The sequence below is a fragment of the Minwuia sp. genome (assembly GCF_048263705.1).
Lineage (GTDB): Bacteria > Pseudomonadota > Alphaproteobacteria > Minwuiales > Minwuiaceae > Minwuia.
The window spans coordinates 44,571-70,980 of record NZ_JBLXDV010000004.1; the positions used below are offsets into that span (position 1 = coordinate 44,571).

25 protein-coding genes and 1 tRNA gene are annotated in these 26,410 nt (G+C 66.9%); 23 read left to right on the top strand and 3 right to left on the bottom strand.

The annotated features are described in order from the left end of the window. Positions 1–12 precede the first annotated feature (12 nt). Positions 13–360: an ExbD/TolR family protein gene (locus ACN0X7_RS07325; protein ID WP_417515666.1), complete on the top strand. Its 348-nt coding sequence runs from the start codon at positions 13–15 to the stop codon at positions 358–360. After that, positions 357–1,457 carry a TonB family protein gene (locus ACN0X7_RS07330; RefSeq protein WP_417515668.1) on the top strand — a complete coding sequence of 367 codons (1,101 nt, stop codon included), beginning with the start codon at positions 357–359 and terminating at the stop codon, positions 1,455–1,457. The genes ACN0X7_RS07325 and ACN0X7_RS07330 overlap by 4 nt, the downstream gene beginning before the upstream one ends. A gap of 164 nt (positions 1,458–1,621) precedes the next feature. On the opposite strand, the gene ACN0X7_RS07335 is transcribed toward ACN0X7_RS07330, so the two are convergent. After that, positions 1,622–1,696, bottom strand: a tRNA-Val gene (locus ACN0X7_RS07335). A 211-nt stretch (positions 1,697–1,907) separates the two neighbouring features. Between ACN0X7_RS07335 and ykgO the strand changes: the two genes are divergently transcribed. The 17 genes from ykgO to ftsH all read left to right on the top strand — a co-directional run bounded on the left by ykgO (position 1,908) and on the right by ftsH (position 18,185). Continuing rightward, the gene (gene ykgO, locus ACN0X7_RS07340; protein WP_416898323.1) at positions 1,908–2,033 is read left to right on the top strand and encodes a type B 50S ribosomal protein L36; all 126 of its coding nucleotides are present in this window, start codon (positions 1,908–1,910) and stop codon (positions 2,031–2,033) included. Between the two features lie 43 nt (positions 2,034–2,076). After that, positions 2,077–2,688, top strand: coding sequence for an HAD family hydrolase (locus tag ACN0X7_RS07345; RefSeq protein ID WP_417515670.1), 612 nt, complete (start codon positions 2,077–2,079; stop codon positions 2,686–2,688). A 34-nt stretch (positions 2,689–2,722) separates the two neighbouring features. Further along, on the top strand, positions 2,723–4,210 hold the full coding sequence (locus ACN0X7_RS07350) for an FAD-linked oxidase C-terminal domain-containing protein (protein WP_417515672.1): 1,488 nt from the start codon (positions 2,723–2,725) through the stop codon (positions 4,208–4,210). Between the two features lie 12 nt (positions 4,211–4,222). Beyond that, entirely contained in the window at positions 4,223–4,582 is a 360-nt protein-coding gene (locus tag ACN0X7_RS07355) for an endonuclease domain-containing protein (RefSeq protein WP_417515674.1), read from the top strand. Between the two features lie 238 nt (positions 4,583–4,820). Continuing rightward, positions 4,821–6,035, top strand: a complete 1,215-nt coding sequence (locus tag ACN0X7_RS07360; protein ID WP_417515676.1) for an FAD-binding protein — start codon at positions 4,821–4,823, stop codon at positions 6,033–6,035. Between the two features lie 145 nt (positions 6,036–6,180). After that, complete coding sequence (gene glcF / locus ACN0X7_RS07365) at positions 6,181–7,491, top strand: glycolate oxidase subunit GlcF (protein WP_417515678.1); 1,311 nt, start codon at positions 6,181–6,183, stop codon at positions 7,489–7,491. Positions 7,492–7,578: 87 nt separating this feature from the next. Beyond that, positions 7,579–8,184: a Holliday junction branch migration protein RuvA gene (ruvA, locus tag ACN0X7_RS07370; protein WP_417515680.1), complete on the top strand. Its 606-nt coding sequence runs from the start codon at positions 7,579–7,581 to the stop codon at positions 8,182–8,184. Further along, the gene (ruvB, locus tag ACN0X7_RS07375; protein ID WP_417515682.1) at positions 8,181–9,248 is read left to right on the top strand and encodes a Holliday junction branch migration DNA helicase RuvB; all 1,068 of its coding nucleotides are present in this window, start codon (positions 8,181–8,183) and stop codon (positions 9,246–9,248) included. The genes ruvA and ruvB overlap by 4 nt, the downstream gene beginning before the upstream one ends. Beyond that, positions 9,241–9,696 (top strand): tol-pal system-associated acyl-CoA thioesterase, encoded by a 456-nt coding sequence (gene ybgC / locus ACN0X7_RS07380; RefSeq protein ID WP_417515684.1) that lies wholly within the window; start codon positions 9,241–9,243, stop codon positions 9,694–9,696. The genes ruvB and ybgC overlap by 8 nt, the downstream gene beginning before the upstream one ends. Next, on the top strand, positions 9,693–10,424 hold the full coding sequence (gene tolQ, locus ACN0X7_RS07385) for a protein TolQ (RefSeq protein WP_417515686.1): 732 nt from the start codon (positions 9,693–9,695) through the stop codon (positions 10,422–10,424). Before ybgC ends, tolQ begins: the two co-directional genes overlap by 4 nt. Next, positions 10,424–10,858 (top strand): biopolymer transporter ExbD, encoded by a 435-nt coding sequence (locus ACN0X7_RS07390; protein ID WP_417515688.1) that lies wholly within the window; start codon positions 10,424–10,426, stop codon positions 10,856–10,858. Before tolQ ends, ACN0X7_RS07390 begins: the two co-directional genes overlap by 1 nt. A gap of 18 nt (positions 10,859–10,876) precedes the next feature. Further along, positions 10,877–11,944, top strand: a complete 1,068-nt coding sequence (locus ACN0X7_RS07395) for a TonB C-terminal domain-containing protein (protein WP_417515690.1) — start codon at positions 10,877–10,879, stop codon at positions 11,942–11,944. 11 nt (positions 11,945–11,955) lie between these two features. Further along, positions 11,956–13,323, top strand: coding sequence for a Tol-Pal system beta propeller repeat protein TolB (gene tolB, locus ACN0X7_RS07400; protein ID WP_417515692.1), 1,368 nt, complete (start codon positions 11,956–11,958; stop codon positions 13,321–13,323). Positions 13,324–13,516: 193 nt separating this feature from the next. Then, positions 13,517–14,053 (top strand): peptidoglycan-associated lipoprotein Pal, encoded by a 537-nt coding sequence (pal, locus tag ACN0X7_RS07405; RefSeq protein WP_417515693.1) that lies wholly within the window; start codon positions 13,517–13,519, stop codon positions 14,051–14,053. Between the two features lie 103 nt (positions 14,054–14,156). After that, positions 14,157–15,116 (top strand): tol-pal system protein YbgF, encoded by a 960-nt coding sequence (gene ybgF / locus ACN0X7_RS07410; protein ID WP_417515695.1) that lies wholly within the window; start codon positions 14,157–14,159, stop codon positions 15,114–15,116. Between the two features lie 85 nt (positions 15,117–15,201). Beyond that, positions 15,202–16,110, top strand: coding sequence for a tRNA lysidine(34) synthetase TilS (tilS, locus tag ACN0X7_RS07415; RefSeq protein ID WP_417515697.1), 909 nt, complete (start codon positions 15,202–15,204; stop codon positions 16,108–16,110). A gap of 134 nt (positions 16,111–16,244) precedes the next feature. After that, a complete protein-coding gene (gene ftsH / locus ACN0X7_RS07420) occupies positions 16,245–18,185 on the top strand; it encodes an ATP-dependent zinc metalloprotease FtsH (RefSeq protein WP_417515699.1) in 1,941 nt (646 codons plus the stop codon). Between the two features lie 454 nt (positions 18,186–18,639). Here the strand turns inward: ftsH and ACN0X7_RS07425 are convergent, their stop codons facing one another. Beyond that, a complete protein-coding gene (locus ACN0X7_RS07425) occupies positions 18,640–20,265 on the bottom strand; it encodes an AMP-binding protein (RefSeq protein WP_417515701.1) in 1,626 nt (541 codons plus the stop codon). Between the two features lie 129 nt (positions 20,266–20,394). Here ACN0X7_RS07425 and ACN0X7_RS07430 point away from each other — a divergent pair, with 129 nt between their 5' ends. Both ACN0X7_RS07430 and ACN0X7_RS07435 read left to right on the top strand, forming a co-directional pair. Then, the gene (locus tag ACN0X7_RS07430) at positions 20,395–22,242 is read left to right on the top strand and encodes an ABC transporter ATP-binding protein (protein ID WP_417516132.1); all 1,848 of its coding nucleotides are present in this window, start codon (positions 20,395–20,397) and stop codon (positions 22,240–22,242) included. Between the two features lie 6 nt (positions 22,243–22,248). Next, complete coding sequence (locus ACN0X7_RS07435; RefSeq protein ID WP_417515703.1) at positions 22,249–22,932, top strand: zinc metallopeptidase; 684 nt, start codon at positions 22,249–22,251, stop codon at positions 22,930–22,932. A gap of 332 nt (positions 22,933–23,264) precedes the next feature. Here ACN0X7_RS07435 and ACN0X7_RS07440 read toward each other — a convergent pair whose 3' ends face one another. After that, a complete protein-coding gene (locus ACN0X7_RS07440) occupies positions 23,265–23,900 on the bottom strand; it encodes a glutathione S-transferase family protein (protein WP_417515705.1) in 636 nt (211 codons plus the stop codon). A 165-nt stretch (positions 23,901–24,065) separates the two neighbouring features. On the opposite strand from ACN0X7_RS07440, the gene ACN0X7_RS07445 reads away from it, so the two are divergent. Together ACN0X7_RS07445 and ACN0X7_RS07450 are read left to right on the top strand one after the other, a co-directional pair. Further along, complete coding sequence (locus ACN0X7_RS07445) at positions 24,066–24,563, top strand: thioesterase family protein (RefSeq protein ID WP_417515707.1); 498 nt, start codon at positions 24,066–24,068, stop codon at positions 24,561–24,563. After that, positions 24,563–26,365, top strand: coding sequence for a chloride channel protein (locus ACN0X7_RS07450; RefSeq protein ID WP_417515709.1), 1,803 nt, complete (start codon positions 24,563–24,565; stop codon positions 26,363–26,365). Before ACN0X7_RS07445 ends, ACN0X7_RS07450 begins: the two co-directional genes overlap by 1 nt. The last annotated feature ends 45 nt before the right edge of the window (positions 26,366–26,410 follow it).

Genomic DNA, 26,410 nt, shown 5'->3' on the forward strand with positions numbered 1-26,410 from the left:
GATGACCGCATCATGCCCCTGATCAACGTGGTTTTCCTGCTGCTGATCTTCTTCATGATCGCAGGCCAGCTCACCACCACCGATCCGTTCCCGATCACCCCGCTCCGGTCGGCAACCGGCGGCGATCCGGACCTCGCACCGAAGCTGCTGCTGATCGGCCGCGACGGGCGACTCGCCCTCGATGGCGTCGCGCTGGACGAGGCCACGCTGCTGGCACGGTTCCGCGACGCCGGACTGTCGACCGTCCGGCTGAAGGCGGACGGGGCGGTGCCTGCCACGACGGTGATCGCGCTGATGGAGCGGCTGCGCGACGCGGGGCTGCGGGACCTGCACCTGCTGACCGTGCCGACCACCGAATGAGACCCGTCGGCAAGCGCACATGGCTGTTCGCCCTGCCGATCGCCGCGACGATCCACATCGGCATCGGGGCCGCCCTGCTGTGGCAGCCTGAAGCCGAAGGGGCCGCCGCGCCGGGCGCTGCCGGTCTGCAGGTCGGACTTGCAATGTCCGGTGCCGCGCCGGGTGACGCCGCATCTGTGTCAGGCGACCTGACGGAAGCGGTGCCCGAAGCGCCCGAAGCCGTCGATACCGTGCAGCCGGAGACGATCGCCGAGGCTCCCGTCGAAGTCACCCATACCGCGACCGTTCCTATCGCGGCCGCTGAGGTGACGCCTGAAACGCCTATCGAAGCTGCAACGCCCCCTGAGCCTTCCGTGATCCGGACAGAGCCTGTCCCGACGGCAATTGTACCTCACGTGACAGAACTGCCCGTCACGCCTGCAGAGCCGGTGATCGAAACAGGGCACCCGCCAGAGATCGTCGAAGCAGTGCCACCCGAGGTCGCCGTGGAAGCCGCGCCACCGGATGCCGCGCGCGCGGAACCGGTCGCCGCGGCCGCACCACCGCCCCCGCCGCCGCCTGCACCGCCACGCAGCGTCGTGCGTGTCCGGCCTGAACCAGAGCCTCGGGCGCAAACCGTGCCAGCCCCCGCGACCGCGCCTGCGACCGAACAGGCCCGGTCGCGCGGCTCACCCGACCAGGCGGCTTCGACGGACGAACGGGAAACGGCGCGGGCCACACCGTCGGGGGCGGGCGGCAAGGCGGGCCGGAACGATGACACCGGCACGGCGAGCGACACGGGCGATCAGGGCGGCGGCGGCACGCCGGGTCAGCAGGCGGACTATCTCACGCAACTCCAGCTCTGGCTGGAGCGGCACAAGGCATATCCGCGACGCGCGCAACGCCGCCGTCAGGAGGGCACGGCCATGCTGTACTTCCGCATGGCCCGCGACGGGACGGTGTTGTACTTCCGGATCGAGCAGAGCTCGGGCCACACCACCCTGGACCGCGAAGTCGAGGCCATGATCAAACGCGCCCAGCCTCTGCCGGCCATGCCCGACTTCATGCCGCAGGCCCGCCTCGAACTGATCGTCCCGGTGGTGTTCGCCATGCCTTAGGCCATCCGCGTCAGGCCATCGGCATGGAACGGTGAACCAGCCAGGACCCGTCGGATGCCCGATCACATGAACGCGGAATCCGATCGCAGACCACCCGACCCGGAATGGCCCCGCCACCGGTCAGACCGGTCGGTGGAGCCTCATGTTCAGGATCAAGCGGAGGATGGTGGGCGCGGCTGGGATTGAACCAGCGACCCCTACGATGTCAACGTAGTGCTCTCCCACTGAGCTACGCGCCCACGATGGCGGTCAGGCCATGGCCGCAGCCCGGTGGGATTTGGGCTGCGCGGTCGGTTCTATAGCCGCGCGGGAAGGTGCCCGCAAGGACGAATTGACGGGAACGTCCGCCAGGACCGCCGCAGCGGTTGACAGGCCACCCGCCCCCCACTAGAACCCGCGCTTCGGAATGGATCAGACGGCTGCGCACGGGCGCGCCCTGGAGAGAGCACGATGAAAGTCCTGAGTTCACTGAAATCCGCCAAGACGCGCGACCGCAACTGCCGCGTCATCCGCCGCAAGGGCCGGGTCTATGTGATCAACAAGCGCAACCCGCGCATGAAGGCACGCCAGGGCTGACCGGACCGCCGGTCCGACCGCCGCATCCGCACGCGGTCATCGTATGACGTCCCCCGACACGGTCCTGTTCGATCTCGGCAACGTGCTGGTCGACTGGAACCCCCGCCATCTGTACCGGAAGGTCTTTCACGGCCGTCCGAACGAGATGGAATATTTCCTCGCCCACATCTGCAATCAGGCCTGGAACGAGCGCCACGATGCGGGCGAGCGGTTCCAGGATAATGTCGCGCATCTGTCGGCGCAGCATCCCTGGTATGCCGCCGAGATCAGGGCCTACTGGGACCGCTGGCACGAGACCATGAACGGGCCCGTCGATGGCACGGTCACCCTGTTGCGGCGGCTGCACGACCGGGGCACGGCGGTGCATGCCCTGACCAACTGGTCCGCCGAGACCTTCCCCTTTGCCGAACGGAAATTCGACTGGCTGGACCTGTTCGGCCATATCGTGGTGTCCGGGCGCATCGGCATGAAGAAGCCGGACGCCGAGATCTTTCTCCATGCGGTCGAGGCCTGCGGCCTGGTACCGGCGAAGACCCTGTTCGTCGACGACGGGCAGCGGAATACGGATGCCGCGGACCGGCTCGGGTTCCACACCCATCTGTTTCGCGAGCCTGCGGGACTGGAAGCCTGTTTGAAAGCGCACGGTCTGCTGTAAGGTGCCGGGTGACCGCTGAACGGAGCCGCCACCGATGAAGATGCCCGAACCCGATGCCGCCGCCTTCGAGAAGCGCAGCGATCTGATCGCCGCCTTCCGCAGCTTCCTGCCCGATGACAGCGTCGTGGTGGACGAGACAGCGCTGAAGGCGTTCGAGTGCGACGGGCTGACGGCCTATCGCCAGCCGCCCATGATCGCGGTCCTGCCCGAGACGACCGAACAGGTCAGCCGGGTGCTGAAGCTGTGCAAGGCGAACAACATCAAGGTCGTGCCGCGCGGGTCGGGGACGTCACTGTCCGGGGGCGCGCTGCCGCTGGCCGACGGGGTGCTGCTGGGTCTGGGCAAGTTCAACCGCGTGCTGGAGGTCGACTACGCCAACCGCGCCGCCGTGGTGCAGCCGGGGGTCACCAATCTGGCGATCTCCCAGGCGGTCGAGGACGAGGGCTTCTATTACGCGCCCGACCCGTCCAGCCAGATCGCCTGTTCCATCGGCGGCAATGTGGCCGAGAATTCCGGCGGCGTGCATTGCCTGAAGTACGGCCTGACGACCAACAACATCCTGGGCCTGGAACTGGTGATGATGGACGGCGAGGTCATCCGGCTGGGGGGCAAGCATCAGGATTCGGAAGGCTATGACCTGATCGGCGTGCTGACGGGATCGGAAGGCCTGCTGGGCGTGGTGACCGAGGTGACCGTCCGCATCCTGCGCCGTCCTGAGATCGCGCGGGGCCTGCTTGTGGGTTTCAGCACGGTTGAGGAAGGCGGGGCCTGCGTCGCCAAGATCATCGGCGCGGGGATCATCCCGGCAGGCATGGAGATGATGGACAGACCTGCGATCCACGCCGCCGAGGCCTTCTGCAACGCCGGCTATCCGATGGATGTCGAGGCGCTGCTGATCATCGAGCTCGACGGTCCGGCAGCGGAGGTCGAGCATCTGACCGAGGTGGTGCGCGAGATCTGCGCGGGCTGCAATTCAGTCTCGGTCAAGGTCAGCCAGTCGGAGGAAGAGCGGCTGAACTTCTGGGCCGGGCGCAAGGCGGCCTTTCCGGCGGTGGGGCGCATCTCGCCGGATTACTACTGCATGGACGGCACGATTCCGCGCAACCAGCTGCCGCTGGTGCTGAAGCGCATGACCGAGATGAGCGCGAAATACGACCTGCGCGTCGCCAACGTGTTCCATGCGGGGGACGGCAACCTGCACCCGCTGATCCTCTACGATGCCAACGTGCCGGGCGAACTGGAACGCGCCGAGGATTTCGGCAATGACATCCTGAAGCTGTGCGTCGAGGTCGGCGGCGTGCTGACCGGCGAACACGGCGTCGGCGTCGAGAAGCGCGACCTGATGCCCGCCATGTTCACCGAGATCGACCTGAAGCAGCAGCAGCGCCTGAAATGCGCCTTCGACCCTGACATGCTGCTGAACCCCGGCAAGGTGTTCCCGACGCTGCACCGCTGCGCGGAGCTTGGCCGGATGCACATCCACGGCGGCCAGATGCCCTTCCCCGACCTGCCGCGGTTTTGAGCATTGCACGGATTGCCTGAAAAATCCTCCCGTCCTCACGGCATGGCGCGTCGACTCCGGATTGATGCGACAGAGGCTGAGAGAAAGCTCTGGTACCGACTTCGCTCCCGGCAGATGCTGGGGTGCAAGTTCCGGCGTCAGCATCCGATTGATCGGTACGTCACCGACTTTTGTTGCCTGGAAAAGAAGCTGATCGTCGAGCTGGATGGCGGCGGACACGCACGTCAAACTGAGCGGGACAAACGGCGCACGGAACGTCTGAACAGTGCGGGCTACACCGTCGTTCGATTCTGGAACCGGCAGGTATTCGAAGATATCGATTCCGTGTTGCGGGAGATCGAAGCACGGTTGACGGGAGGATATGACCGATGAGTTGTCTCTTCTTGTCCCGGGGTGACCGTCACTCTCGATCCTCTTCCCCCCTCGAGGGGAAAGTGGCCGCGCAGCGGTCGATGGGGGGGCAAGCCGAAGGCTTTCTGCATCGGTTCTTCAACAGCTCGGGCTTTGCCCGATTCACCCCCTCCCTGACCCTCCCCCCTCTAGGGGGAGGAAAAAGTGCCGCCAGCAACCTTGCAATCCTCTCCGGATTTCAACCAGAGGGTGTTTTGGTATGAGCATGCAGTTTCGCCCCCTGAACGAGGAGCATCTGCGCGAGTGCGTGGCGCATGCGCTGGGTGCGGGGGCGCCGCTGGAGATTGTCGGGCTGGGCACCAAGCGCGGGCTGGGGCGGCCGTCGCAGGCGGCGGGGCAGCTCGACATGTCGGCCTTTGCGGGAATCAAGTTCTACGAACCCGAAGAACTGGTCATGAGCGCCGGTGTAGCAACGCCGCTGGAAGAGGTCGAGGCGGCACTGCGCGAACGCGGGCAGATGCTGATGTTCGAACCGCCGCATCTGGGACGCCTTTACGGCACGGAGCCTTTCGGCGGGACCATCGGCGCGGCCTTCGCCTGCAATCTGGCGGGCCCGCGCCGGTTCAAGGCGGGTGCGGCGCGCGACCATCTGCTGGGGTTTCGCGGTGTGTCGGGCCGGGCGGAAATCTTCAAGTCCGGCGGGCGCGTGGTGAAGAATGTTACCGGCTATGACCTGTCCAAGCTGGTCTGCGGCAGCCATGGCACGCTCGCCGCGCTGTCGGAGGTGACCTTCAAGGTGCTGCCCGCACCGGAGAAGACCTGGACGGTGCTGCTCTTCGGCCTGAGCAATGCGGGCGCAGCGAAAGTCATGGCCGAGGCGGCCGGATCGCCGCACGAGGTCTCCGGCATCTGCCACCTGCCGCCCGACGTGGCCGCGGAGTCGGGCGTCGATTTCGTCCGAGATGCGGGCCGGTCCGTGACCGCCCTGCGGGTCGAGGGGCCGGGCCCGTCGGTCGAGCATCGCTGCGGCGCACTGAAGGAGTCGCTCAAGGAGCACGGCGCGATCGAGGAACTGCATTCCACACGCTCGACGACCTTCTGGCAGGAAGTGCGCGATGTGCAGCCGCTGCTGGGTCGCGACCTGACGGTCTGGCGCGTGTCGCTGACGCCGACCGAGGGCGGGGCCTATCTGGACGATGTGCTGTCGCGCCATCCGGGCAGCGGCTATCTCGACTGGGCGGGCGGATTGGCCTGGCTGGCGCTGGACAAGGCCGACGACGGCGGTGCGGCGGCGGTGCGCGGTGCCCTGAAGAGCGGTCACGCGACCCTGATGCGCGGTGCCGATTCCCTGCGTGCCGCTGTGCCGGTCTTCCAGCCGCAGCCTGACGGGATCGCAGCGCTCAGCCGCCGGGTGAAGGAAGGCTTCGATCCGAAGGGCATCCTGAACCCCGGCCGCATGGTGGAGGCGTGGTGATGATGCTGTCAGACCGTGCGGCAGAGACGCGAGCCTGTCACCCCGGCCTTGTGCCGGGGTCCCAAGCGGCTTTACCGCAAGATCTGGGCTTGGCCGGATGCCGGGACACGCCCGGCATGACACCGTTGAACAGGGATGGACGCTGATGCAGACCTCCTTCTCCCTCGCGCAGCTTGCCGATCCGGCCATCGAACGCTCCAACGAGATCCTGCGGGCCTGCGTGCATTGCGGCTTCTGCACGGCGACCTGCCCGACCTATGTGACGCTGGGCGACGAGCGCGACAGCCCGCGCGGGCGCATCTACATGATCCGGGAGATGCTGGAGACGGGCGGCGCGCCGGCCCCGCAGGTCGTGACCCACATCGACCGCTGTCTGTCCTGTCTGTCCTGCATGACCACCTGCCCGGCCAGCGTGCACTACATGCATCTGGTCGATCACGCGCGGGCGCACATCCAGGAACACCACACGCGCGGATTCATGGACCGCGCGCTGCGCAAGCTGCTGGCGATGCTGCTGCCCCATCCGAACCGCTTCCGGCTGGCGCTGCTGGGCGCGATGGCGGCGCGACCGCTCGCGGGCCTGTTCTCGGGCCGCATGAAAGCGATGCTGGAACTGGCACCGAAATCGCTGCCCGGCCCATCGCCGGTGGACCGCCCGCAGGCGCACAGGGCCGAGGGCACGCGGCGCAAACGCGTCGCCATGCTGGCGGGCTGTGCGCAGCAGGTGCTGAACCCGGCGATCAATGAATCCACCGTGCGGCTGCTGACGCGGCTGGGCGTCGAGGTGGTGGTGGCGAAAGGCGCGGGCTGCTGCGGCGCACTGACCCATCACATGGGGCTGGAAGACGAGGCCTTCGCCAGCGTGAAGGCCAATGTCGCCGCATGGTCACAGGAGATGGCGGACGAGGGGTTGGACGCGATTGTCATCAACGCCTCGGGCTGCGGGACGACGGTGAAGGACTATGGCTTCATGCTGCGCAATGACCCCGACTGGGCCGAGCGCGCCGCGAAGGTCTCGGCCATGACCCAGGACATCACCGAGTTCCTGACCGATCTGGGCCTGCCCGACGACGCCTATGCGCCGGAAGACCTGGCGGTGACGTACCATTCCGCCTGTTCCCTGCGGCACGGCCAGAAGATCGTCGATCCACCGAAACTGCTGCTGAAGGGCGCGGGATTCCGCGTCGCCGAAGCCGCCGAGCCCCACCTGTGCTGCGGTTCCGCCGGTACCTACAACATCATGCAACCGGAAATCGCGGGCCAGCTGAAGGCGCGCAAGATCGCCAACATCGCCCGCACGCAGCCGGACGTGATCGCGGCGGGCAATATCGGCTGCATGACGCAGATCGGATCGGGCATGGATGTGCCGGTCGTGCACACGGTCGAACTGCTGGACTGGGCCACGGGTGGGCCGAAGCCGGCGGCGCTGGAACAGGTGTCGCCTGTCCGCCGTTGAAGCGCCGGCGGCTTTGCAGCGAAACTGCCCAAACCGGGCAAATCTGCTAGAACGGCTGTTGACCGAATCACAACAGGCTCAACACGCATGATCGCCAGACTCAAGGGTATCGTCGACACGGTCGGCACCGACCACGCCGTCATCGACGTCGGCGGTGTCGGCTATCTGGTGTTCTGTTCGGCGCGCACCCTGTCGGGCATCGGGCAGGCGGGCGAACCGGTCAGCCTGCAGATCGAAACCCATGTCCGCGAGGACCACATCCATCTGTTCGGCTTTGCCAGCGGCGCCGAGAAGGAATTCTTCAGCCTGCTGCAGACCGTGCAGGGCGTCGGGGCGAAGCTGGCATTGCAGATCCTGTCGGCCTTTCCGGTGGACGAACTGCGCAACGCGCTGGCCGCCAGCGACGTCACCACCATCACCCGCGCACCGGGCGTCGGCAAGAAGCTGGCCCAGCGCCTGACCACGGAACTGCGCGAGAAGGTCGGTGCGGTGTCGCTGCCGGCGGGCATGGCGGCGTCGGCGCTGAAACCGACGGCGGCGGGCACCTTCGAGGAAGCGACCTCGGCGCTGGTCAATCTGGGCTACCGCCGTCACGAGGCCGAGGCCGCCGTCGCAAGGGCGGCCAACGGTGCCGGTGACGATGCGACCGTCGAGACGCTGATCACCGCCGGGCTGAAGGAACTCGCGCGATGAGCGATGCGGGCGAGGAGAGGCTGATCACCGGCGAGCGCCGCCCTGAGGACGGCGGCGAGATGAGCCTGCGCCCGCAGGAACTGTCGGATTTCGTCGGGCAGGCCAAGGTGCGCGAGAACCTGCGCGTCTTCATCGATGCCGCCCGCGGCCGCGCCGAGGCCATGGACCACACGCTGTTCTTCGGCCCGCCCGGACTGGGCAAGACCACGCTGGCGCAGATCGTGGCACGCGAACTGGGCGTCGGCTTCCGCGCCACATCGGGCCCGGTGATCGCGCGGGCCGGCGACCTGGCCGCGATCCTGACCAATCTGGAACCGCGCGACGTTCTGTTCATCGACGAGATTCACCGCCTTAATCCTGCCGTAGAAGAAATCCTATATCCCGCCATGGAAGACTTTCAGCTGGATCTGGTGATTGGCGAAGGCCCCGCGGCGCGGTCGGTGAAGATCGACCTGCAGCCGTTCACCCTGGTCGCCGCCACCACGCGGTCGGGCCTGCTGACCACGCCGCTGCGCGACCGCTTCGGGATTCCCTGCCGGCTGGAATTCTACACGCCGGAGGAACTGGAAAGCATCGTCGCGCGAGGCGCAGGCGTGCTGGGCCTGAACCTGACGAAGGACGGCGCGACCGAGATCGCCCGGCGGTCCCGCGGCACGCCGCGCGTGGCCGGACGGCTGCTGCGGCGGGTCCGTGATTTCGCCAACGTGGCGGGCACGGATGTGGTCGATGCCGTGAAGGCCGATGCGGCGCTGCGCCGGCTGGAGGTCGATCAGGTCGGGCTGGACGCCATGGACCGGCGCTATCTGGCCTGCCTGGCCGAGAACTATGGCGGCGGACCGGTGGGCGTGGACAATCTGGCCGCCGCCCTGTCGGAGCCGCGCGACGCCATCGAGGACATCATCGAGCCCTATCTGATGCAGAAGGCGCTGGTCATCCGCACGCCGCGCGGCCGGATGCTGACGCCGGCCGCCTGGGGCCACCTGGGCCTGACCCCGCCGCGTGCCGCCGTGCCCGGCCAGATGGACATGCTGGACGGCGAACCGGAAGGATCCGGCGATGGGTGAGGCGAGCGGGCGCATTCAGGGCGACGCGCACCTGTTCCCGGTCCGGGTCTACTGGGAAGACACGGACGCGGGCGGCATCGTCTATTACGCCAACTATCTGAAGTTCACCGAACGGGCGCGATCGGACATGCTGCGCCTGCTGGGCATCGACCAGCGGGCCATGCTGGACGCCGACGATGGCGCGATGTTTGCGGTGCGCGATGTCACGGTTGAGTATCTCAGCCCGGCGCGCCTGGACGACGATCTGGTTGTCCGGACACGTCTCATCGCGTTAAAGGGCGCAACGATCACACTGGAACAGGACGTTCTGCGTGCGGAAACCGTTCTGGTTCACACGCGCGTGCGCGCCGCGTTTATTGGCCTTGGGGGTGGACCCAGGCGCATTCCGCCGGATATCCGGACCGCAATGGCCGGGCTGGCGGCGAGGGATGGGGAAGAAGAAACATGAACCAAGACGTCATTGCACAACAGTTCGCGGATGCGGGCAGCATCGACCTGTCGATGTGGGGGCTGTTCCTGCGCGCCGACATCGTGGTGCAGATTGTCATGGTCGCCTTGCTTTTTGCGTCGATCTGGTGCTGGGCGATCATCTTCGAGAAGTGGATCCGCTATCGCCGCGTCATGAAGCAGGCCGACGAGTTCGAACGCCAGTTCTGGTCGGGCGGCAATCTGGAAACGCTGTATGACGAGATCGGGGCGGACGCGACGCACCCGATGGCCGTGCTGTTTTCCGGCGCGATGCGGGAATGGCGGCGCACCGCCGAGCGCGGACTGGCCAAGCGCGACAACCTGCGGGCGGGCCTGCAGGAACGCATCAGCCAGGTCATGCGCATCACCATCGACCGTGAGGTCGACCGGCTGGAGCGCTATCTGGGCGTGCTGGCGACCGTCGGCTCGACGGCACCGTTCCTGGGCCTGTTCGGTACGGTTTGGGGCATCATGAACAGCTTCCAGTCCATCGCCGCCACCAACAACACCTCGCTGTCCGTGGTGGCACCGGGCATCGCCGAGGCCCTGTTCGCGACCGCGCTTGGCCTGGTCGCGGCGATCCCCGCCACCGTCGCCTACAACAAGTTCGCCTCCGACATCTCGCGCTATGCGACCCGGCTGGAAGGCTTCGCGGGCGAGTTCTCGGCGATCATGTCCCGTCAGCTGGACGAGGGAGGCAGCGACTGATGGCCATCCAGGTGCATGGCGGACGCTACCGCCGCAAACGCTACACGCCGATGTCGGAGATCAACGTCACGCCGTTCGTCGATGTGATGCTGGTGCTGCTGGTGGTCTTCATGATCGCGGCGCCTCTGCTATCGGTCGGCGTGCCGGTGGAACTGCCCAAGGCGGTCGCGCCGACGCTGCAGGGGCTGGATGAACCGCTGGCCGTGACAGTCGATGAGGAAGGCACCATCTACCTGCAGGAGAAGGAAGTCTCGCTGGGCGATCTGGTGCCGGCACTGATCGCGATCACGGCGGGCAATCAGGAACGCCGCATCTTCGTGCGCGGCGACAAGTCGGTGCCCTATGGCGTCGTGATCGAGGCGATGGGTGCCATCAATGCCGCGGGGTTCACGCGGGTCGCGCTGGTGGCCCAGGCCCCGCGCGTCGAACGCTAGGATAACGGAAAGGGAGTCATGTTCAGGGGCGGCGTATTATCGGTCAGCCTGCATGCCCTGATCGCCGGGGCGGTGCTGCTCGATCTTGCCTTTTTCGGCGGTCCGGAACCGCTGGAAAGCCCGCCCATGATCCCGGTCGAGCTGATGGTGCTGGGCGAGGAGACCAATCAGGCCGTCGCGGGCGAGAAGGACGACACGCCCCCGCCGCCCGAGGCCACGGCGAAGGACGAGCCGGTGCCGCCGCCCGAGGCCGTTCAACCGCCCGAACAGCCCCCCGAGCCGCTGCCCGAGACCAATACGCTCGTGCAGGACGAGCCCGCGCCGCAGCCGCCCGCCGAACCGGAAGAGGTCGAGGCCACGCCCCCGCCGCCGGCCCCGCGCCCGGTCGAGCAGCGCACTGCCGACGAGAAGCTGACCCCGCGCGACAAGGTCGTCGAGGAGGCCGAGAAGCTGGCCGCGCTGGAACCGCTGCCCAAGCCCGAGCCGAAACCCGAACCCGAGAAACAGCCCGAGCCGGAAAAGCAGCCGGAACCGGAGCCCAAGCCGGAGGTGGCGAAGAAGGAGCCGGAGCCGAAGCCCGAACCCAGACCGGAACCGCCGAAGCAGAAGCCCGAGCCGGAAAAGAAGAAATCGCTGGACCTCGCCCGCCTGTCGGCGAAGATCGACAAGCTGGCCGAGAAGACCCCGAACCGTCAGCGGGACCCCGACAAGCGGACCCTGAGCGACATTCGCGTGGGCGAGGGCGGCGTGTCACAAAATCGGCTCAATCAGAAGCTATCGGTGACGGAAGTCGATTTTCTGCGCGGACGGCTGCGCGACAACTGGAGTCCGAACCATGGCGCGCCCGGCGTCGAGCGCATGCAGGTCATCATCCGCATCCATCTCAATCCGGACGGCACCCTGGCCCGACGGCCCGAGATCATCGACGGATTCGATGCCGGACAGGCCGGGCGCGTCTTCAAGGCGTTTTCGGAAAGCGCCATCCGCGCGGTGCAGAAGTCGCAACCGTTCCCCCTGCCGCCCGAGAAATATCAGGACTGGCGGGAGATCGAGATCAATTTCAACCTCAGGGAAATGTACGGGTGAGGTCATCTGAGATGAAAAACAACAGTGTTGCCTATCGAACGACGCGCCGGCTTGCGGGCCTGCTGCTGGTGGTCGCCGCCGGATGTGCCCTGCTGGCGGCACCTGCCGCCGCGCAGCTGCGCATCGACGTGAACAGCGCGAACATCGACCCGCTGCCGGTCGCGGTCACCGACATCCACGGCGAGACCGAGACCACGCGCACCGTGGGCAAGGAGATCGCCGACGTGATCCGGGGCAACCTGTCACGGTCGGGCCTGTTCCGCGTGATCAACCAGCGCGCCTATCTGGAAGACCCGAAGGACATCCAGGTGCGGCCCAACTTCGCCGACTGGCGCGTGATCCAGGCGCAGGCGCTGGTGGCGGGCAACGTGCGCATCGCCTCGGACGGGCGGCTGCGGACCGAATTCCGCCTGTGGGACGTCTATGGCGGCACCCAGATGACCGGGCTGGTCTATTTCACCACGCCCGAGAATGCGCGCCGGATCGGCCATATCATCTCCGATTCGATCTACAAGCGACTGACCGGCGAGGAAGGCTATTTCGACACGCGCATCGTCTATGTCGCCGAATCCGGCCCCGCCGACCGCCGGGTCAAGCGGCTGGCCATCATGGATCAGGATTCGGCCAATCACCGCTATCTGACGGACGGGGCCAATCTGGTGCTGACGCCGCGCTTCTCGCCGACGCAGCAGGTCGTGACCTACATGTCCTATTTCCGCAACCAGCCGCGGGTCTATCTCTACAACATCGACACCGGGCAGCAGGAAATCCTGGGCGACTTCCCGGGCATGACCTATGCGCCGCGCTTCTCGCCGGATGGCGAGAAGGTCTCCTTCTCCATGTCCCGCGACGGCAATTCCGACATCTTCGTGATGGATCTGAGAACCCGCGTGACGCGCAGGCTGACCAAGCATCTGGCGATCGACACCTCGCCCAGCATGTCGCCCGACGGCGACCGCGTGACCTTCAACTCCGACCGCTCGGGCACGCAGCAGATCTATACCATGAAGCTGGACGGATCGGACGTGCAGCGCATCACCTTCGGCGAGGGCCGCTATGCGACGCCGGTCTGGTCGCCGCGCGGCGACCTGATCGCCTTCACCCGGCTGCACAAGGGCCGCTTCTTCATCGGCGTGATCCGCCCCGACGGCACCGGCGAGCGCCTGCTGACCGAAAGCTATCTGGACGAGGGGCCGACCTGGTCGCCGAACGGCCGGGTGCTGATGTTCTTCCGTCAGATTCCCGGCAACAACCAGGGCAAGGGCGGCAGCGTGCGCCTGTGGTCGGTCGATCTGACCGGGCGCAACCTGCGGCAGGTGCAGACGCCGCTGGACGCATCCGACCCGGCCTGGTCGCCGCTTTCGGAGCTGTCGCAGTAGGACACACTGCCATCGGACCGGCACCGCGCCACAGAATTGACACAATTTGTCGTGCGCTCGCCCAACTCCGGCGTTTTGCTGAACCGCGTAGAGTGGTAAGTAACCAGTGGGTTGAGGCGATGTGCAGTGTTCTGCCTCACAAGTTCAGATTCCGGCGCAGCATCGCGCCATCGAAGAGGGAGACTTTGCAATCATGGGTCAGCGCTTTCTGATCAGGGCCGGTACCGTTCTCGCGGCGGCCTTTCTGCTGGTGGCATGCGGCGACGACGAACCCGTCGTGCAGGCGACCGACACCGGTGCCAGTCAGGCACAGCCCGCGCCGGCACCGGCACCCGCCGTGGAGGCCGCGCCGGTGCCGTCCGGCCCCGCCGAGGGCACGCAGGAACATTTCGTCCTGAACGTGGGCGACCGCGTGTTCTTCGCGACCGACCGGCACGATCTGGACGAAGACGCGCGCAACGTGCTGCGCCGTCAGGCCGCCTACCTGGGCCAGTACCCGAACGTGAGCGTGATCATCGAAGGCCATGCCGACGAACGCGGCACCCGCGAATACAACCTGGGTCTGGGCGACCGCCGTGCGAATTCCGCGCGCGACTATCTGGTCAGCCTGGGCGTGTCGTCCAGCCGCATCCGCACCCTGTCGTATGGCAAGGAACGCCCGGTGGCGCTGGGCCACAACGAGGCCGCATGGGCGCAGAACCGCCGTGCGGTGACCGTGCTGGCCAACTGATCCCGCGACGCGGGGTTCGAGACTGCCGCCCGCCTTTCCGGTTCCCCGCGGGCCAGGACGGCGGGCGGTTTCGTTTGGTGAGGGATGAATCGAGGAGCCGTTCATGATGCGGACCGCAAGACGACTGACCCTGCTGGCGGTGCTGGCCATCGCCCCCGTTGCCGCCGTGCCATCCGCGCAGGCGCAGGATCTCGCCCCCCTGCAGGACCGGGTGGACCGGCTGGAACGCAGCATCAACGACCTGAAACGGTTCGTCCACCAGGGCCAGCCGCTGCCGGACGGCACCGCCGCGACAACGGCAGCCCCGGCAACCGGGGAAGCGGGCAGCGTGAACCGCCAGATCGATGCCCTGGAACAGGAAGTCCGTGACCTGACCAACCGGGTGGAGGAAATCAACTTCACCGTGCGCCGTCTGGACGACCGCATGACCAAGCTGGTCGAGGATGTTGATTTCAGGCTGACCGCCATCGAGCGCAACATGGGCACCGGCGGCGGTTCGACCGGCGACACGGGCAGTGCGGCACCGGCGGGCGGTCCGTCCGGCGCACCGCGTTCGCTGGGCACCGTCAGCCAGGACGCGGTCGACCGCGTGCCCCAGGGTGACACCGGGACCGGCAGCGGCGCGGGCACGACACAGACCGCGCGCGTCGCGGCGACCGCCCCCGCCGAGGCGCTGGAGGGCACCCCCGAGCAGCGCTACAATGCGGCCTTCGGCCTGTTGCAGTCCAAGCGCTTCCCCGAGGCGGAAGCCGCCTTTGCCCGCTTCGTGGCCGACCACCCCGAACATGCGCTGGCGGGCAATGCGCAGTACTGGCTGGGCGAGACCTATTACGTGCAGGGCGATCACGAGCGGGCCGCGGGCGCGTTCCTGGACGGCTACAAGAAGTACCGCAGCAGTTCCAAGGCCCCCGACAATCTGCTGAAACTCGGCATGACACTCGCCGTTCTGAAGCAGAACGCGGACGCGTGCGCGGTTTTCGCCGAACTGCAGGACCGCTTTCCCAACGCGTCTGCCAGCATCACCCGCCGGGCCGAGCGGGAGCGTCAGCGCGCCGGGTGCTGATCTGACCGATCGCGACAGTCCGGACCGGACGCCGGAAGCGGCTTTCCGGACCGCACTGGACGCCTGTCCGGACCCCGGACGGCATGTGGCGCTGGCCCTGTCGGGCGGGCCGGACAGCACCGCGCTGCTTCACCTGCTGCTGGACTGGGCGCGCGCGCAGGACCGCACCGTGACCGCCCTGATCGTCGATCACGGGTTGCGTGCGGGCTCCGATGCGGAAGCGCACCAGGTCGCGGCGTCCGCCAGGGCCGCGGGCGCGGCCGCCAGCGTGCTGCGCTGGCCGGGACCAAAGCCCGCCACCGGCATCCAGGCCGCGGCGCGCGCGGCACGCTACGCGCTGATGCTGGACTGGTGCCGCGAGACCGGGGTCGGCGCCCTGTTTCTGGGCCACCATCTGGACGATCAGGCGGTGACGGTCCTGATGCGCCTGAAGGCGGGCAGCGGGATCGACGGCCTGGGCGCGATGCGGACCAACAGCCAGCGCGACGGCATCCGCCTGATCCGTCCCCTGCTGGAGGTGCGCAAGGCCGAACTGACCGGCTGGCTGGACGCCCGCGCCATCGCCTATGTCAGCGATCCCACCAACCGCTCGCCGGACCATGAACGCAACCGGCTGAACGCATGGCTGAACGCACGGCCCCCGGGCGAGCGGCTGCCGGAGCGGCTGGCCCGGCTGGCCCGGCGCAGCGCGCGCGCATCGGCGGCCCTGGAGGAACTCACCGACCGGGCGCAGGCGGCGCTGGTCACGCCCGGAACCGCTGCCGGATACAAGATCGAACGCACCGGCTGGGAAGCGCTGTCCGACGAGATCGCGCTGCGCCTGATCGCCCGGCTCGTCGCGCGCGTCGCCGGCAGAAAGCCCGGCCTTTCGACCCTGGAGGACGCGCTGGCACGCCTGCCGTCACAGCGCCGGGTCACCCTTGCCGGCGTCGAGATCGCCCTGAAACCGGACCGCATCCGGATCGTCATGGCCCCGGCCCGCCGCAAGACGTGATCCGGGTCTGCCCACATACGGGCTTGCGTCGCCTTGTTGGAAAGGTTTTAACCCTTATGTAGCAGTCTGTTCAGCGGCGTTCCGCGGTGCGGAACGGACGAACAGGCTTTCAACGACGATCGGGACATCGGCACTTGGCACCTTTTGGCAGAAATCTCGCCCTCTGGATCATCATCGCGCTGCTGGCACTGGCGCTGTTCAATCTGTTCCAGTCCCCGTCCAGCCGCAACACGGGCGAGCAGCTCAGCTATTCGCAGTTCATGAGCCGCGTCGATGCCGGGCAGGTCCGCGACGTGACCATCGAAGGCAACGACATCACCGGCCACCTGACCGGCGGCGGGCAGTTCAGCACCTATGCCCCGTCCGATCCGACCCTGATCGACACGCTGCGCGAACGCGGTGTGGACATCGACGCCAAGCCGAAGGAAGAAGGCAGCACGCTGTTCACGATCTTCGTGTCCTGGTTCCCGATGCTGCTGCTGATCGGTATCTGGATCTTCTTCATGCGCCAGATGCAGGGCGGGGGCGGCAAGGCCATGGGCTTCGGCAAGTCCAAGGCGCGCCTGATGACCGAACGCCAGGGCCGCGTCACGTTCGAGGATGTCGCCGGCGTGGACGAGGCCAAGGAAGAACTGGAAGAGATCGTCGAGTTCCTGAAGGACCCGCAGAAGTTCCAGCGCCTGGGCGGCCGTATCCCGAAGGGCTGCCTGCTGGTCGGTTCTCCGGGCACGGGCAAGACCCTTATCGCGCGCGCGGTCGCCGGTGAGGCCAACGTGCCCTTCTTCACCATTTCCGGTTCCGATTTCGTCGAGATGTTCGTCGGTGTCGGCGCCAGCCGCGTCCGCGACATGTTCGAACAGGGCAAGAAGAACGCGCCCTGCATCATCTTCATCGACGAGATCGACGCCGTGGGCCGCCATCGTGGCGCGGGCCTGGGCGGCGGCAACGACGAACGCGAGCAGACCCTGAACCAGCTGCTGGTCGAGATGGACGGCTTCGAGGCCAACGAGGGCGTGATCCTGATCGCCGCCACCAACCGCCCCGACGTGCTGGACCCCGCGCTGCTGCGCCCCGGCCGCTTCGACCGGCAGGTCGTGGTGCCGCTGCCCGATATTCTGGGCCGCGAGAAGATCCTGAAGGTGCACATGCGCAAGGTGCCGCTGGCCCCGAACGTGGATGCCCGCATCATCGCGCGCGGCACCCCGGGCTTTTCCGGTGCCGACCTGCAGAATCTGGTGAACGAGGCCGCGCTGCTGGCCGCCCGCAAGAACAAGCGGCTGGTCACCATGACCGAATTCGAGGACGCCAAGGACAAGGTGATGATGGGCGCCGAGCGCCGGTCGATGGTGATGGACGACGACGAGAAGAAGCTGACCGCCTATCACGAGGCCGGGCACGCCATCGTCGGCATCTTCATGGAAGCCTCCGACCCGATCCACAAGGCGACGATCATTCCGCGCGGCCGCGCGCTGGGCATGGTCATGCGCCTGCCCGAGAAGGATCAGCTGTCGATGCGCTATGACCAGCTGATCGCGCATCTGGCCGTCGCCATGGGCGGCCGCGTGGCCGAGGAGATGATCTTCGGGCACGAGAAGATCACCACCGGCGCGTCCAGCGACATTTCCCAGGCCACCGGCATCGCGCGCCGCATGATCACCGAGTGGGGCTATTCCGAGAAGCTGGGCACCGTCCGCTATTCCGCCAACGAGGAAGAGGTCTTCCTGGGCCATTCCGTGACCCAGCAGAAGAACATCTCGGAGAACACCGCCGAACTGATCGACGGCGAAATCCGTCGCCTGATCGACGAGGCGATGGAGACCGCCAAGCGGATCCTGACCGAGAACATCGACCTGCTGCACCGGGTGGCCAACGCGCTGCTGGAATTCGAGACCCTGTCGGGCGACGACATTCAGGCGCTGAAGCGCGGCGAGAGCATCGAACGCAAGGACGAGACCGCCGCCAAACCGAAAAGCACGCCCGCGTCCATCGTGCCCGAAACCGACGGTCACGCCGACGACAAGAAGGGCGATGAGTCCGGCGGCGGCATGGAACCCGAACCCCAACCCGGCAGCTGAGACCCGGCACTGGCCCCGCCACACCCTGCGGATGGCCCGGGGGTGACAGTCCTTTGCAGGGGGGCGAAGATTTTCCGCCCCGGCTTCTCCGCCCCCACAAACCGTCACCCCCGCTGGAGCGCAGCGCAATGCGGGGGCCGGGGCGGACATCCTGCACTTTCAGAGCAGTTCACGCACCCGCCCCCCGGACAAGCCGGGGATGACAATCTTCTGCGAAGGATGAAAATCCTCTGCCCCGGCTCCTCCGCCCCCACAAACCGTCACCCCCGCTGGAGCGCAGCGCAATGCGGGGGACAAGGCGAACATCCTGCACTTTCGGAGCAGTTCACGCACCCGCCCCCGGACAAGCCGGGGGTGACAGTCTTCTGCGAGGGATGAAAATCCTCTGCCCCGTCTTCTCCGCCCCACAAACCGTCACCCCCGCTGGAGCGCAGCGCAATGGGGGAGCTGATCCCTAGCGCGCCACCTCGTAGCCGACGGTTTCGCGGTCCCACGTATCGCCGGTGACGCCCGCGTCGCGCAGGTCGCCCTTGCGCAGCTTGCCCGAGGCCGTCTTGTCCAGTTCCGCGATCTTCAGCACGAAGCGCGGCACCGCATAGCGCGGCATGCGCGGCGTGCAGAAGTCCAGCAGGTCCGTCTCGGCAACCGACTTGCCCGGCTGTTCCACGATCACCGCCATCACCTCTTCCTCGCCGCCCGCGCCTTCGACCTTCACGCCGACCACGGCGCTTTCGGCAATGTCGGGATGGCCGTTGATCACCTGCTCGACCTCGAAGGCGGAGATGTTCTCGCCCCGGCGGCGGATGCAGTCCTTGATCCGGTCGACATAGTGCAGCCGCCCCTTCGCATCGATGCGGCAGGCATCGCCGGTGTGAAACCACAGGTTCCGCCACGCCTCGACCGTCCGCTCCGGCATCCTGTAATACCCGGCGGAGAAGATGCCGGCGTATTTCGGGCGGATCAGCAGCTCGCCGACCTGATCCACGCCGACGGGAACGTCCGTTTCGGGATCGCCGATCCGCACCTCGTAGAAGTCCTCGTCGATATAGCCCGCGCAGCCCGGTTCCAGACCGGATTCGCCGGTGTCGCCCCAGGCCGTCATGCCCACTTCGGTCATGCCGAATCCCTGCACGATCGTGAACCCGAAGCGGTCCTGCATCGCCGCGCCCCATTCGGTCGAGATCGGCACGGCCAGCACCAGCCGCAACGCGTGATCGCGGTCGCGCGGGTCGGGGGCGGTGTTGAACACGAACTCGGGCATCACGCCCAGCAGGTTGGTCAGGGTCGCGCCGCTGTCGATGACATCGTCGAGCCAGCGGTTGGGGCTGAAGCGCTGCACCACATGTGCCCGACCGCCTGCCATGAAGGTGCCCAGTGCCTGCAGGTTCAGCGCGTTCACATGAAACAGCGGCATGCAGATGTAATAGACGTCGTCTTCGGTCTGGCCGATCTTCGCGATCTGGCGCTCAAGCCAGACGTAGAAATGTCCGTGCGGCAGCAGCACGCCCTTGGCCGGGCCGGTGGTGCCGGACGTGTACATGATGGCGGCGGTGTCATGGATCGTCGGCAGGCTGTCCGGCACCGGCTCACCGTCGCCCGAGGCCAGGAAATCGTCGAACGTCGCGGCCTGCGCCCCGGCCAGCGCATCCGGCATGTCCGCCGGCACCGCGCCGGCGACGATGACCACGTGCGCGGGGGCGGCATCGCCCGCGTCGACCCCGTCGAAATGATGCACCAGGTCGGTATCGACCAGCGCCACCTTCGGTTCGGCGTTGCGCAACTGGTGCTGCAGGAAGGCCCCTTTCAGTTCGGTATTGATGGGCACGAAGATCGCACCCGCCTTCATGATGCCGAACAGGGCGATCATGAATTCGGCCCGGTTCTTCACGAAGCAGAATACCCGGTCGTCCCGCCCCACGCCCCGCGCGGCCAGCGCCGCTGCCAGCCGGTCCGCCTGCGCGTTCAGTCCCGCGTAGGTCAGCGTGAGGCCCGTGTCGAAGCTCATGTAGGTGCGATCGCCGAACCGCTCGGCCTGTTTCCGCACCAGATGAACCATGGTCCAGTCGTCGAATCGATCCATGCGCCTGTCCTCCCCGGCGCGCATTCTGCTGCGATGCGATTGCCGTTCGCAACCCCGGCGCGCCTGCCCTATATAGGCCGGGCAACAGATGAGGCAGGCGGCACGGTGCTGGGACGATTTTTCACCTGGATGGAGCGGACGCAGGATCCGTTCCCGGAGGCGATGCCGCACAAGCCGTCGGATCGGTTCCTGCCGTTCCTGTGGTACTACACGAAACCGTTCCGCGGCCTGATCCTGACGGGATCGGCGCTGGCGGTCGTCATTGCCCTGATGGAAGTCTGGTTCTTCTCGCTGGTCGGGTCGATGGTCGACTGGCTGATGACCGCCGACCGCGAGAGTTTCTTCGATACCTACGGGCTGCAGCTGATCGGCATGGCGGTCATCGTGGTCGTCATCTATCCGCTGATCACGCTGGTCGCCGAGAGCGTGAGCCAGATCGGCCTGCTGGGCAATTTCGCCATGCGCACGCGCTGGCAGGCGCACCGTTATCTGCTGCGCCAGTCGGTCGGCTTCTATCAGGACGATTTCGCGGGCCGGGTGGCGACCAAGATGATGCAGACCGCGCTGGGCGTGCGCGAGACGGTGATGAAGACCACCGACATCCTGCTGTATGTCGGCGTCTATTTCATCTCGGCGCTGGTGCTGTTCGCGACCAACGACTGGCGGCTGGCCCTGCCCATGCTGGGCTGGCTGGTCGGCTATCTGGTGATCCTGAAGTATTTCATTCCGCGCCTGTCGCGCAACGCCCAGGAACAGGCCGAGGCCCGGTCGATGGTCACGGGCCGGGTGGTCGACAGCTATACCAACATCGCCACCGTGAAGATGTTCGCCCACACCGAGCGCGAGGACGCCTACGCCCGGTCCGGCATGGAGACCTTTCTGGACGTGGTCTACCGCCAGATGCGCCTGTCCACCATGCTGACCTTCACGCTGACGGCGATGAACGCGCTGCTGCTGGCGTCGCTGGCGGGCCTGTGCATCTGGCTGTGGCAGCTCAACGCGGTGACGGCGGGGGCCATGGCCTTCGCGCTGGGGCTGGTGCTGCGCATCCAGGGCATGTCGCAGTGGATCCTGTGGGAGGTCTCCAACCTGTTCGAGAACATCGGCGTCGTCCGCGACGGGATCGAGACCATCGCCCGCGATCAGGCCGTGGTCGACAGGGCGGGCGCGCGGCCGCTGCAGGTACCTGAAGGCGCGGTCAGCTTCGACGCCATCCGCTTCAACTACGGCAAGTCGCCCGAGACGCAGGAAGACCGTGTGATCGACGGCCTGTCGCTGTCGGTCGCGCCGGGCGAGAAGATCGGCATCGTGGGCCGCTCGGGCGCGGGCAAGTCGACCCTGGTGAACCTGCTGCTGCGGTTCTACGACCTGGAGGCCGGTGCCATCCGGATCGACGGACAGGACATCGCTGACGTGACCCAGGACAGTCTGCGCGAGGCCATCGGCATGGTCACGCAGGACACCTCGCTGCTGCACCGCTCGGTCGCCGACAACATCCGCTATGGCAGGGCCGGGGCCACGGACGAGGAGGTCATCCGGGCGGCGAAGCGTGCCGAGGCACATGATTTCATTCAGGATCTGTCGGACATGCGCGGCCGCACCGGATACGGCGCACATGTCGGCGAGCGCGGCGTGAAGCTGTCGGGCGGGCAGCGCCAGCGCATCGCCATCGCCCGCGTGCTGCTGAAGGATGCGCCGATCCTGGTGCTGGACGAGGCCACCAGCGCGCTGGATTCGGAAGTCGAGGCCGCCATCCAGCAGAATCTCTATCACCTGATGGAGGGCAAGACCGTCATCGCCATCGCACACCGGCTGTCGACCATCGCCGCCATGGATCGGCTGATCGTGATGGATCAGGGCCGCATCATCGAGGAAGGCACCCACGACGCGCTGATCGCGAAGGGCGGGCTCTATGCCGAGCTCTGGTCGCGCCAGTCCGGCGGGTTCCTGATCGGCGCGACGGAAGCCGCGGAGTAGGACCGGATGCTGGTTCTGGGCGCCATCGCCATCGTTCTCGGACTGGTCATCTTCGTTGGCCCGCAGCTCTGGACCAAACACGTGCTGTCGAAACACGGTGCCGACCGGCCCGACTGTCCCGGTACCGGCGCGGAACTGGCCCGGCACCTGATCGCGGAACACGGGCTGGAAGGCGTGACCGTCGAGCGGCTGCCCGACGACAGCGATCACTACGATCCGCAGGCCCGGGCGATCCGCCTGTCACCGCGCGTGTATGACGGGCGTTCGGTCACCGCCGTGACGGTCGCGGCGCACGAATTCGGCCATGCCCTGCAGGACCACCAGGGCGACCCGGGCCTGCGCCGCCGCACCGTGCTGGTCAAGCAGGTCTTCTGGATCGACCGGATCGGCAGCGGCATCCTGATGCTGGCCCCGCTGGCGCTGTTCCTGCCGGCGGTGCGCGGCGTGGGCGTCGTGATCCTGCTGACCGGCATCGGCCTGTCGCTGGTGCGCGTGGTGGTCCACATGCTGACCCTGCCGGTGGAACTGGACGCGTCCTTCCGCAAGGCCCTGCCGATCCTGAAACAGGGCGGCTATCTGCCCGAAGAGGAAATGCCCGCCGCCCGCAACATCCTGCGCGCCTGCGCCATGACCTACGTGTCCGCCTCGCTGATGTCCGTGCTCAACCTGCTGCGCTGGATCCGACGGTAGGGATATCAGCCCCCGGACAAGCCGGGGGTGACGGTCTTCTGCGAGAGATGAAAATCCTCTGCCCCGGCTCCTCCACCCGCACGAACCGTCACCCCCGCTGGCGCGCAGCGCAATGCGGGGGCCGGGGCGAACATCCTGCGCTTTCGGAGCAACTCACGCACCCGCCCCCGGACAAGCCGGGGGTGACATGCTCTTGTCCGGTGTCACCGCTGTCACGACCTGTCACCCCCGCTGGAGCGCAGCGCAATGCGGGGGCCGGGGCGAACATCCTGTGCTATCGGAGCGGCTTCGGGCATCCGCCCACACAAGGCGGGGGTACCCGTCGGAGACTGTTACTCTGGGGGTGTCGCTTCCGGGCCGGCGATCTGCATCGCTTTCCGGTAGGCGGGGCGTGCGCCGATCCGCTGGAAATAGGCCTTCGTGTTCGGCAGGTCAGCCAGGGTCTTGCCGCCCGAGGCCAGGATGTTGCCGAAATTGTAGACCACCATCATGTCCGCGCAGGTGAAATCGTCGCCCGCCAGATGGTCGTGGTCGCCCAGCGTCTGTTCCAGCATGGCGTAGTAGCCGGACCAGCGGCGGTGCAGCAGTTCCTTCACCAGTGGCGCGGTCTCGCCCGCCGGGTTCGCGCCCAGTGCCAGATACGCGAAGTACAGACCCAGCGCGTTGTTGTTGAAGTGCATCCAGTAGAGATAGTCGCTGTAGGTCGGCTGGTCCGGCGACACCGTGAACCGCCCGTTCGCATGGGTATGGCAGATATGTTCCAGCACGACCGCCGATTCCGTCAGCACGCGCCCGTCATCCTCGATCACCGGTGCGGTCGCCGCCGGGTGCAGGGCGAAATAGTCCTCCGGCATCAGGCGGTTGGCCTTCCGGTGATACCATTTCAGGTCATAGGGCAGGCCCAGTTCCTCCATCAGCCAGACCACGCGGTCGGACTGGGAGACGCCAAGGTGATGGATGGTGATCATCGTCGTTTCCTTCTGCGGTATGATTTCCAGACTAGCCGCAGAAGGGGAAACCCGGAAGGGCCGTTCGATCCCCGCGCATGGGGCCGTCGCGTCAGCCCATCTTGATCGCAGCCGTCAATGCGCTATGACCGGAAAGCGATACGTCCTTGGGAGGGGAGCCGTTACATGCCGACAAGCGAAGCGCCGCATATTCTGGACGCCACCGTGCTGGCGGAATGGATCGACTACAACGGTCACATGAACGTGGGCTATTACAACGTCGCCTTCGACAAGGCCACGGACGCGCTGTTCGACCTGCTGGGCATGGGGGCCGACTACATCAGGACCGAGAACAAGTCGTTCTTCACCCTGCAGACCAACGTGCATTACATCGGCGAGGTGCTGGAAGGCGCGAACCTGCGCTACACCGCCCAGATCCTGGGATACGACCGCAAGCGGGTGCACGCCTTCTTCCACATGTACAACGCCGACGAGGGCTATCTGTCGGCCACGTCCGAACAGATGGTGGTGCACGTGGACATGGCAACCCGCCGGTCGGCGGAGATGCCCGATCACCTGTTCGCCCGCGTCGAGGAGATGGGGCAGGCGCACGCGAAGCTGCCGTGGCCGGAACAGGCGGGCAAGGGCATGGCCCTGCGCCGCCGCGAAAGCGGCGCCGCCTGATGATGGCCGCCCTGATCCAGCGTCTGCGCGAATGGATCGGGGTCTTCGGCAAACGCAGCCTGCGCGATTTCCGTCCGCGCAAGGATCTGGCGGCCCGCGAGCAGATGACGATGCTGCTGTTCGCGTCGGTCGTCGGCCTGGCGGTCGGCTATGCCGCCTACGGGTTCCGCGAGCTGCTCTCGCTGATCCAGTATCTCTTCTACGGTGAATATTCCGAATTCATGGTCGCGGCGGTCAGCAGGCTGGCGTGGTGGCACGTGCTGCTGGCGCCGGCGCTGGGCGGCCTGCTGCTGGCCCTGTTCCTGAAGTACCTGATGCCGGGGGGGCGGGCGCAGGGCGTGGCCGACGTCATCGAGGCGGGCATGTATCACGACGGGCGCATGTCGTTCCGGACCGGGCTTGGCGCGGCCTTCGCCAGTGCGCTGTCGATCGGCGCCGGCGCGTCGGTCGGGCGGGAGGGGCCGCTGGTGCATCTGGGCGGCTCGCTGGCCGGGATCATCACCAAGAAGATGCGCCTGAGCCGCGTCGACGGCCATTCGGTGCTGGCCTGCGGCGTCGCCGCCGGTGTCGCCGCCTCGTTCAACGCGCCGATTGCGGGGGTGATCTTCGCCCATGAGGTCGTGCTGGGCCACTACGCGCTGCGCGCGCTGGCCCCGGTGGTGATTTCCGCCGTGATCGGCACCATCGTCACCCGAATCCACATCGGCGACTTCCCCGCCTTCCTGGTGCCGGAATACGCCATTTCGAACTTCTGGAACTTCCCGGCCTTCATGCTGCTGGGACTGGTGTCCGGCCTGATCGCGCTGATCTTCTTCTGGTCGGTGGCGGTGGCCAAGGACAGTTTCGATACCCTGCGCATTCCGGAATTCTGGCGTCCGCCGGTCGCGGGGCTGGCGGTCGGCTGCATCGCGCTGCTGTTCCCGCAGGTGCTGGGCGTCGGCTACGAGGCGACCGACAATGCCCTGAAACAGCTTTATCCGCTGCACATCCTGATCCTGCTGGTGGCGGCGAAGATGGCGGCGACCGCGATCTCGATCGCGGGCGGATTCGGCGGCGGCGTGTTCTCGCCGGCGCTGTTCCTGGGGGCGATGACCGGGGGGGCGTTCGGCCTGATCGCGGCGTCCATCTTTCCCGAAGTCGCACTGGATCACGGGCTGTATGCCATCGTCGGCATGGGCGCGGTCGCCTCGGCGGTGCTGGGCGCGCCGATTTCCACCACGCTGATCGTGTTCGAGCTGACCGGGGACTATCGCGTGACCATCGCCATGATGGCGGCGGTCGTGCTGGCGGCGATCCTGGGGCGGCAGTTCAAGTTCCGCAGTTTCTTCCACTGGCAGCTGGCCCGGCGCGCGGTGAAGCTGGCGGCGGCGGACGAGGTGCTGCTGCACGAACAGATCGTCGCCGACGTGATGGACAGCAACGTCATGACCATCAGCCCCGGCATGAGCTTCGCCGAGCTGCGCGCGCTCTACCGCGACAGCAATGCCCAGGCCTATTTCCTGGTTGATGAGGAAGGCTGCATCGCCGGGGCGCTGAACGAGACCGATGTGAAGTACGCGCTACTGGACCCCGATCTGGACGATCTGGGCCGGGCCGTCGACATTGCCTCCGCCTCGGGGCCGCTGCTGACGCCGGACATGCCGCTGGACGAGGCGATGACTGCGTTCAGCGGCACGGCCTACCGCTTCCTTGCCGTCGTCGACAGCGCGGACGAGCGCCATTTGCTGGGCATCGTGCGGTTCCGCGACGTGCTGGCGGCGCACAACAAGGCGCTGAAGATGGCCCGCGAGGAAACCCAGTGACCGGCGATTGGTGGGATGACAGGGCCGCGCGGCGCGTTACCCTGC

Bases quoted from the DNA above. Each gene is read 5' to 3' on its own strand.
- glcF (WP_417515678.1), top strand. From the start codon at position 6,181: ATGCAGACCTCCTTCTCCCTCGCGCAGCTTGCCGATCCGGCCATCGAA.
- tolB (WP_417515692.1), top strand. From the start codon at position 11,956: ATGAAAAACAACAGTGTTGCCTATCGAACGACGCGCCGGCTTGCGGGC.
- ykgO (WP_416898323.1), top strand. From the start codon at position 1,908: ATGAAAGTCCTGAGTTCACTGAAATCCGCCAAGACGCGCGACCGCAAC.
- ACN0X7_RS07330 (WP_417515668.1), top strand. From the start codon at position 357: ATGAGACCCGTCGGCAAGCGCACATGGCTGTTCGCCCTGCCGATCGCC.
- ACN0X7_RS07450 (WP_417515709.1), top strand. From the start codon at position 24,563: ATGATGGCCGCCCTGATCCAGCGTCTGCGCGAATGGATCGGGGTCTTC.
- ruvB (WP_417515682.1), top strand. From the start codon at position 8,181: ATGAGCGATGCGGGCGAGGAGAGGCTGATCACCGGCGAGCGCCGCCCT.
- ruvA (WP_417515680.1), top strand. From the start codon at position 7,579: ATGATCGCCAGACTCAAGGGTATCGTCGACACGGTCGGCACCGACCAC.
- ACN0X7_RS07360 (WP_417515676.1), top strand. From the start codon at position 4,821: ATGAGCATGCAGTTTCGCCCCCTGAACGAGGAGCATCTGCGCGAGTGC.
- pal (WP_417515693.1), top strand. From the start codon at position 13,517: ATGGGTCAGCGCTTTCTGATCAGGGCCGGTACCGTTCTCGCGGCGGCC.
- ybgF (WP_417515695.1), top strand. From the start codon at position 14,157: ATGATGCGGACCGCAAGACGACTGACCCTGCTGGCGGTGCTGGCCATC.
- ACN0X7_RS07425 (WP_417515701.1), bottom strand. From the start codon at position 20,265: ATGGATCGATTCGACGACTGGACCATGGTTCATCTGGTGCGGAAACAG.
- ybgC (WP_417515684.1), top strand. From the start codon at position 9,241: ATGGGTGAGGCGAGCGGGCGCATTCAGGGCGACGCGCACCTGTTCCCG.
- ACN0X7_RS07390 (WP_417515688.1), top strand. From the start codon at position 10,424: ATGGCCATCCAGGTGCATGGCGGACGCTACCGCCGCAAACGCTACACG.
- tolQ (WP_417515686.1), top strand. From the start codon at position 9,693: ATGAACCAAGACGTCATTGCACAACAGTTCGCGGATGCGGGCAGCATC.
- ACN0X7_RS07430 (WP_417516132.1), top strand. From the start codon at position 20,395: ATGGAGCGGACGCAGGATCCGTTCCCGGAGGCGATGCCGCACAAGCCG.
- ACN0X7_RS07350 (WP_417515672.1), top strand. From the start codon at position 2,723: ATGAAGATGCCCGAACCCGATGCCGCCGCCTTCGAGAAGCGCAGCGAT.
- ACN0X7_RS07435 (WP_417515703.1), top strand. From the start codon at position 22,249: ATGCTGGTTCTGGGCGCCATCGCCATCGTTCTCGGACTGGTCATCTTC.
- ACN0X7_RS07440 (WP_417515705.1), bottom strand. From the start codon at position 23,900: ATGATCACCATCCATCACCTTGGCGTCTCCCAGTCCGACCGCGTGGTC.
- ACN0X7_RS07395 (WP_417515690.1), top strand. From the start codon at position 10,877: ATGTTCAGGGGCGGCGTATTATCGGTCAGCCTGCATGCCCTGATCGCC.
- ACN0X7_RS07345 (WP_417515670.1), top strand. From the start codon at position 2,077: ATGACGTCCCCCGACACGGTCCTGTTCGATCTCGGCAACGTGCTGGTC.
- ACN0X7_RS07325 (WP_417515666.1), top strand. From the start codon at position 13: ATGCCCCTGATCAACGTGGTTTTCCTGCTGCTGATCTTCTTCATGATC.
- ACN0X7_RS07445 (WP_417515707.1), top strand. From the start codon at position 24,066: ATGCCGACAAGCGAAGCGCCGCATATTCTGGACGCCACCGTGCTGGCG.